Source organism: Bacillus sp. MUM 13 (genome assembly GCF_001866725.1).
In the GTDB taxonomy this organism is placed as follows: domain Bacteria; phylum Bacillota; class Bacilli; order Bacillales; family DSM-1321; genus Peribacillus.
In genome coordinates, this window is record NZ_MLYQ01000106.1 from 1 (window position 1) to 6,495 (window position 6,495).

The 6,495-nt window shown below is 43.3% G+C and carries 7 protein-coding genes; 1 reads left to right on the forward strand and 6 read right to left on the reverse strand.

The features are described from left to right. Positions 1 to 99: 99 nt before the first annotated feature. Together BIV59_RS19980 and moaC are read right to left on the reverse strand one after the other, a co-directional pair. The gene (locus BIV59_RS19980) at positions 100 to 768 is read right to left on the reverse strand and encodes a redox-sensing transcriptional repressor Rex (protein WP_071353221.1); all 669 of its coding nucleotides are present in this window, start codon (positions 766 to 768) and stop codon (positions 100 to 102) included. 34 nt (positions 769 to 802) lie between these two features. Next, positions 803 to 1,297 (reverse strand): cyclic pyranopterin monophosphate synthase MoaC, encoded by a 495-nt coding sequence (gene moaC / locus BIV59_RS19985; protein ID WP_071353222.1) that lies wholly within the window; start codon positions 1,295 to 1,297, stop codon positions 803 to 805. 140 nt (positions 1,298 to 1,437) lie between these two features. On the opposite strand from moaC, the gene BIV59_RS19990 reads away from it, so the two are divergent. Beyond that, positions 1,438 to 3,363, forward strand: a complete 1,926-nt coding sequence (locus tag BIV59_RS19990; RefSeq protein WP_071353223.1) for an ABC-F family ATP-binding cassette domain-containing protein — start codon at positions 1,438 to 1,440, stop codon at positions 3,361 to 3,363. 264 nt (positions 3,364 to 3,627) lie between these two features. Here BIV59_RS19990 and tsaD read toward each other — a convergent pair whose 3' ends face one another. From tsaD to tsaE, 4 genes are read right to left on the reverse strand one after another with little or no spacing between them, the layout of a single operon-like run. Then, a complete protein-coding gene (gene tsaD, locus BIV59_RS19995) occupies positions 3,628 to 4,641 on the reverse strand; it encodes a tRNA (adenosine(37)-N6)-threonylcarbamoyltransferase complex transferase subunit TsaD (RefSeq protein WP_071353224.1) in 1,014 nt (337 codons plus the stop codon). Next, positions 4,638 to 5,090, reverse strand: a complete 453-nt coding sequence (gene rimI, locus BIV59_RS20000) for a ribosomal protein S18-alanine N-acetyltransferase (RefSeq protein WP_071353227.1) — start codon at positions 5,088 to 5,090, stop codon at positions 4,638 to 4,640. The genes tsaD and rimI overlap by 4 nt, the downstream gene beginning before the upstream one ends. 21 nt (positions 5,091 to 5,111) lie before the next feature. Continuing rightward, positions 5,112 to 5,819, reverse strand: coding sequence for a tRNA (adenosine(37)-N6)-threonylcarbamoyltransferase complex dimerization subunit type 1 TsaB (gene tsaB, locus BIV59_RS20005; protein ID WP_071353225.1), 708 nt, complete (start codon positions 5,817 to 5,819; stop codon positions 5,112 to 5,114). After that, positions 5,816 to 6,271 carry a tRNA (adenosine(37)-N6)-threonylcarbamoyltransferase complex ATPase subunit type 1 TsaE gene (gene tsaE / locus BIV59_RS20010; RefSeq protein WP_071353226.1) on the reverse strand — a complete coding sequence of 152 codons (456 nt, stop codon included), beginning with the start codon at positions 6,269 to 6,271 and terminating at the stop codon, positions 5,816 to 5,818. Before tsaE ends, tsaB begins: the two co-directional genes overlap by 4 nt. Between the last annotated feature and the right edge of the window lie 224 nt (positions 6,272 to 6,495).

Sequence of the window (6,495 nt, forward strand, 5' to 3'; positions counted from 1 at the left end):
AAATGAGTCCGGTACAATACCGAACTCATTTCACACTCGCTGCCTAACGAAATAACCGTGTCTAACTTTTAGGGGTCACTTCAATTCCGGCAGCATTTTTTATTCGTTGTCAGGAAGAACCTCTTCCCCGGAAACAGGATAATGTTTAAGAAAATAGATGAGAGACTGAAGCTCGACAGCAAGGTCAATATGATGGATCCTGATTGACTGCGGCACATTCAGCCTTGCAGGTGTAAAATTCAGGATTCCCCTGATGTCTGATTCAACCAGAAGGTCTGTAATCGGCTGTGCAGCCTGTGCTGGAACCGTCAAAATAGCTACAGCCACATTTCTTTCTTTCAATCTTGTACTGATTTCATTCATATGAAAAACAGGCACATCGCTTATCGTGGTTCCTACCTTCGTTTCATCTACATCAAAAGCAATTTCGATCTTTGTATTATTGTTTTTCAAAAAATTATAATTTAAAAAAGCAGTCCCCAAGTTGCCCACACCAATCAAAGCAACTCTTGTCAATTCATCCTGATCGAGCGTCTTTGAGAAAAAAGAAAGCAGGTAATTCACATTATACCCGTATCCCTTTTTACCAAGCGCACCAAAATAGGAAAAGTCCCGCCGGATTGTCGCTGAATCTACTTTCACTGCCTCGCTTAGTTCCGCGGAGGAAACCCGCTGCTTGCCAGAAACATGCAAGTTCTTCAGAAATCGGTAGTATAAGGGCAGCCGTTTCGCTGTTGCCTGCGGTATCTTCATTTGTTCTTGACTCATTCTTTTCCCCCGCTTTCAAGCAAATCTCTTTATGCTACTGATTGATTTGCCTTTTATAATCCGGACTGGAGACCCCGCCAGTTTTTTCGATTAAGTATGTCGGGCCGATGACCATTCCTTTATCAATGGCCTTGCACATATCATAGACAGTCAGCGCAGTAACCGAAGCAGCTGTCAGCGCTTCCATTTCCACACCTGTACTTCCTTTTGTCTTGGCAGCTGCTTCTATCATAAGACGATATCCGTCTTCCTCTTCTTTCCATTGGAACGAAATATTGACGCCCTGAAGCGGAATGGGATGGCACATTGGGATTATGACTGATGTGCTCTTGCTTGCCATAATTCCAGCCACCTGTGCCACAGCAAGGACATCTCCCTTTTTCATCTTATTATGGACTATATTCTCGTAAATCTCTCTATTTAAAGAAATACTCGAAGCAGCCACAGCCGTACGGACTGTTTCAGGCTTTTGGCTCACATCGACCATTTTCGCCCTTCCCTGCTCATTAAAATGAGTAAATTCAGCCATAAAATAACACCTCTCTCTTAAATGATACACTATTATACCCATTTTGCGGAACCTTTGTTTTATGTTTCACATAATCACTTCTATTGCCGATAGAGCCTGCAATACGTTACACTATCACTATAGCAATTGAGGTGAATACGATGATTTTACTGCAAATAAATCAGCTCACAAAGTATTATGGTGCTGAGTTAATATTATCAAATATGAAGCTTGAGGTACAAAACCGGGATCGGATTGCTCTGGTTGGCCGCAATGGCGCCGGAAAATCGACCCTGTTAAAAATAATTGCCGGAAAATTATCGCATGATGGCGGAGAAATCCTGAAGCCTAAAGGCGTGTCCATCGGTTATTTAGCCCAAGATACCGGCCTTGAGTCAGAGCTGTCCATCCAAAATGAAATGCTGACGGTTTTCAGTGATTTAATTAATCAGGAAAAAGAACTGCGAAGGCTCGAAGAAAGCATGTCAAAGCCTGAAATCTTCGAAAATGACGTCCTGTACCAAAAGGTTATGAAGGAATATGATGAACTTCAAGTCAGCTTTAAAGAACAAGGAGGATATCAGTATGAAGCGGATATACGATCTGTCCTGCACGGCCTTCAATTCGCCGGCTTTGACAGCTCAACGCCTATATCTTCCTTGAGCGGCGGCCAAAAAACGAGACTTGCCCTTGCCAAGCTTTTGCTGAAAAAACCCGATATCCTGATACTGGATGAGCCCACCAACCATTTGGATATTGAAACACTGTCCTGGCTCGAACAATATCTCCAGGGCTACCAGGGAGCTGTTTTAATTGTATCACATGACCGCTATTTCCTTGATAAGGTGGTCAATCAGGTTTATGAAATTTCCAGGCATTCTATAAAGAAATACTTCGGAAACTACAGTAATTACCTGGTGAAAAAAGCGGAGGATTATGACCGCGACCTAAAGCAATTTGAAAAACAGCAGGATGAAATCGAAAAGCTGCGTGACTTTGTGCAGAAAAATATAACTCGTGCCTCCACAACAAAACGGGCTCAGAGCAGACGGAAGCAGCTCGAGAAAATGGATGTTTTGGACAGGCCTCAGGGAGATGAAAAATCCGCCAATTTTTCATTTGGAATTGATAAACAAAGCGGCAATGAAGTTCTCCACATCAACAGCCTGGGGATCGGCTATCAGGAACAGCCGGTAGCAACCAATGTCACTCTGCGGATCGCTAAAGGAGACAGCATGGCGCTTGTCGGGCCAAATGGCGTTGGAAAATCAACGCTGCTAAAAACAATCATTGGCAGATTGCAGCCCTTACAGGGTGATTTCCGATTTGGCACAAATGTACAGGTCAGCTACTATGATCAGGAGCAGGCCAACCTTGTTTCCAATAAACGCGTGCTGAATGAACTTTGGGATGAACATCCACTATTGCCAGAAAAAGATATCCGTACCGTTCTTGGCAATTTCCTTTTCTCAGGGGATGATGTGCTTAAGACTGTCTCCACACTTAGCGGCGGTGAGAAGGCACGCCTTGCACTTGCGAAAATCATGATGGAAAAAGGCAACTTCCTTATCATGGATGAGCCAACCAACCATCTTGACTTAGACAGCAAGCTTGTACTCGAAAATGCCTTGATTGATTATCCAGGGACCATCCTTTTTGTTTCTCATGACAGATATTTCATTAACAGGATTGCAACCAAGGTAATAGAGCTTTCTGGCACCGGCAGTGAAGAATTCCTGGGAGATTATGATTATTATCTTCAGAAGAAGCAGGAACAAGCCGAAATACTCGAGCTTGAGTCCAAAGCATCTGTTCAAACTGACCAAGCTCCAGAAAAGACAGGATATAAATTGGACAAGGAAGCAAAAAAGGCAGAACGGCAGCGAAAAAGAAGATTAGAAGAAGTTGAAGCATATATGGAGCAGTTAGAGGCAGAAATTAAACAGTATAATGAACTTCTTTGTGATCCAGAAATCTTCCAGAACCACGAAAAGGTCCTTGAAATACAAGAAAAGTTAGAAAAAGCACAGCAAGATTTAGAGGTATATATGGAAGAATGGGCTGAACTGGAAGAAATACTAAGCTAATTATGAACAGGCTTCTCCTCGAGATGCCTGTTTTTTTATTAAGAATTTACTTATCCACTGGTTTATCAACATACTGCATACTGTATTAACAGCATTTTTAATAGTTTTCCACAATATCCACATCAAAAACGCCACTTATCCACATTTACACCTACTTATACACAAGCTTTAGCATTTCTAAAAAAAGATATCCACACCATTCCTGAAGTCTTATTGAGTGAACAAAAAAACCTGCTGCGCATTCCAATGCGCAGCAGGCTTTCATTATGCTTCTATATCTAATCCCGGATTGCCATTAAGCGCGAGATTCGAGCGTTTCCCGCGTTCATAGAGCACACTTCCGGCCGCAGCAATCATCGCTGCATTGTCTGTGCATAAATTCAGTGGAGGAATGACCAATTCAACATTTGGCAGGGCTGCAAAAGCTTCTGATAAAGCTGCTCTAAGCCCCTTATTGGCCGCTACTCCCCCAGCAAGCAGGACTTGCTTCACGTTATATTCTTCTGCTGCCTGCAGTGTTTTTTTGACCAGCACTTCAATTACACTCTCCTGAAAACTTGCAGCCAGGTTTGCCGGTTCAATTTCTTCCCCGCGCTGTTCTGCATTATGAAGGGTATTAATTACGGCTGATTTTAATCCGCTGAAGCTAAAATCATACGATCCTTCGAGCCATGCCCTCGGAAGGCGAATGGTTGGCTGCCCTTCATGTGCAAGCCTGTCTATATGCGGGCCGCCTGGATATGGCAGGTTTAAGGTCCTGGCAACCTTGTCATATGCTTCGCCTGCAGCATCATCTCTTGTTTCCCCGATCACTCTGAACTTTCCATGCTCCTCAAGCAAAACAAGCTCTGTATGCCCTCCGGAAACGACTAATGAAAGAGCCGGAAATACCATCTCTTTTATAAGCCGGTTCGCATAAATATGGCCAGCTATATGATGCACGCCTATTAAGGGGATATTGTGGGCAAATGCAACTGCTTTTGCAGCATTGACTCCTATCAAGAGAGCTCCTACAAGCCCTGGTCCTTCCGTAACAGCAATCCCGTCGATATCTCCATACTGGACTCCAGCCTGCTCGATAGCTTCTTCAATTACCAAAGTGATTTGTTCAACATGGTGTCTTGAAGCAATCTCCGGCACTACCCCGCCAAAGCGCTTATGGCTTTCAATTTGGGAAGCTACAACATTGCTTAAGATTTCTGTTCCATTTTTGACCACTGAAGCTGCTGTTTCATCGCAGCTTGTTTCAATGCCCAAGATAATTTGATCCTTTTTCATAATAAATTCACCCACATCACATAGGCATCCTCTTGATTGTCTGTATAATAATTCTTCCGGATGCCGCCTTTTTGAAAACCTAGTTTTTCATATAATGAAATTGCAGTCGTATTTGAAACACGCACTTCCAGAGTCATTCTTTTCACACCCTGACTCAGCGATATTTCTATCATCTTTCTCAGTAAGGCCTCTCCAAGCTTTTGGCCTCTGTAATCTGGCAGGATGGCAATATTGGTTATATGGGCCTCATCAATGACAATCCAGGCTCCGCAATAACCGATTATTTCTCCTTCATCTTCAATGACCATATAGACTGCATATTGGTTATGATTTAATTCATTATAGAAAGCATCCCTGCTCCATGGAAGAGTGAATGACTTTCTTTCTACGATAAGAACTTGGTCGATATCTTCTGTTTTCATCATCCGGAACATCATTGTTTTACTCATCCATATCGGTCTCTTTCCCATTTATTTTTTTCCCTGAGAACTGCCCTGCTGCTCGAGCCATTTAGCCTCCGCCTCAGCCAGCCTTACGTAGTTCGGGACAAAATGATGGATATCCTCATCACTCTTGTCCCTGCCAATGAAAGCAAGCTCAGATGGACGCGGTATATAAGCCTGAGGAGGAGAAAATACAGCCAGGTCACCAAGCTGTTCGGAAATGGCCTCTTTATGAAGGCATATATCTTGTCCGACAAATAAGACAGGCTTTCCAAACTCCTTTAATTTCGCGGCCCACTCAGAGGATAAGATATTGGTATCTTCATGCACGGTCTCTATTCCTGATTCTCCGAATTGATATAACCCCGTATAAACCTGCCCGCGTCTTGCATCAAATAAAGGGGAGATCAAACCATTGAAATACCTTCCATTTGCTGCGAGCGCTTCAAGGCTTGAGACTCCCGACAATGGAACCTTTAACGTCCAGGCAAGGGTCTTGGCGATAGTCACGCCAATCCTTACACCTGTGTATGAGCCTGGTCCCTTTGCTGCTACAATTTTTCCTATTTCCCCCGGAGCTGTTTCACAGTCCTTAAGGAGGGTTTCAATGGCAGGCATAACCCTTACTGAATGGTTTTTCTTCAGGTTGGTTACATACTCCCCAATTATCTGGCTGCCCTCAATCAAAGCAATGCCCAAAGTAAAATTCGATGTATCAATAGCAAAAACCTTCATGAAAGAATCTCCTTACATAACTTAACATATCGTTCGCCATGAGCTTCGAAGACAAAACGTCTCTTTGTCTCATCAAGGCGTAAAATTTGAATCTGCAGCAGCTCTGCCGGCAGCTGGCCCTCTATCAAATGAGCCCATTCAACAACCGTTACGCCATCGCCATTAAAGTACTCATCAAATCCCAGATCTTCCTCACCTTCGCTCACACGGTAAACATCCATATGATACAGAGGCAGGCGGCCCTGATATTCTTTGATAATGGTAAAAGTGGGGCTGTTGACATTCCTTGTTACTCCCAGACCTTTCGCAAGCCCCTTCGTGAATGCCGTTTTTCCCGCACCCAAGTCCCCTTCCAGGGCAAGTACATCTCCTGCTATTAAGTGCTTTGCCAGTTCCATTGCGAATTGATCCGTCTCTTCAGCACTTTGAGAAATCCATTTAAATATTTCCATCTATCGTTCACCACTTAACTTCATTCAATTTTATTTTAACTTACAGCTTGTGTATACATAATCATAGTGTACCTTTTTTCAAAAAAAGAAACAAATTAGAATCAGGATAGCCACAATTAATGGCTTATTTTTAACTAAGGCTGTTTTCGTAAACTTTGTTGCTACCTGAACAAGGGGGTTGATTTCCGCTTAAGGATGCCCGCTTTCCGTGGGGCGGGCGGTGA

What these genes read in the sequence shown, in the direction of transcription:
- BIV59_RS19980 (WP_071353221.1), bottom strand. Translation starts at nt 768, where the DNA reads ATGAGTCAAGAACAAATGAAGATACCGCAGGCAACAGCGAAACGGCTG.
- moaC (WP_071353222.1), bottom strand. Translation starts at nt 1,297, where the DNA reads ATGGCTGAATTTACTCATTTTAATGAGCAGGGAAGGGCGAAAATGGTC.
- BIV59_RS19990 (WP_071353223.1), top strand. Translation starts at nt 1,438, where the DNA reads ATGATTTTACTGCAAATAAATCAGCTCACAAAGTATTATGGTGCTGAG.
- tsaD (WP_071353224.1), bottom strand. Translation starts at nt 4,641, where the DNA reads ATGAAAAAGGATCAAATTATCTTGGGCATTGAAACAAGCTGCGATGAA.
- rimI (WP_071353227.1), bottom strand. Translation starts at nt 5,090, where the DNA reads ATGAGTAAAACAATGATGTTCCGGATGATGAAAACAGAAGATATCGAC.
- tsaB (WP_071353225.1), bottom strand. Translation starts at nt 5,819, where the DNA reads ATGAAGGTTTTTGCTATTGATACATCGAATTTTACTTTGGGCATTGCT.
- tsaE (WP_071353226.1), bottom strand. Translation starts at nt 6,271, where the DNA reads ATGGAAATATTTAAATGGATTTCTCAAAGTGCTGAAGAGACGGATCAA.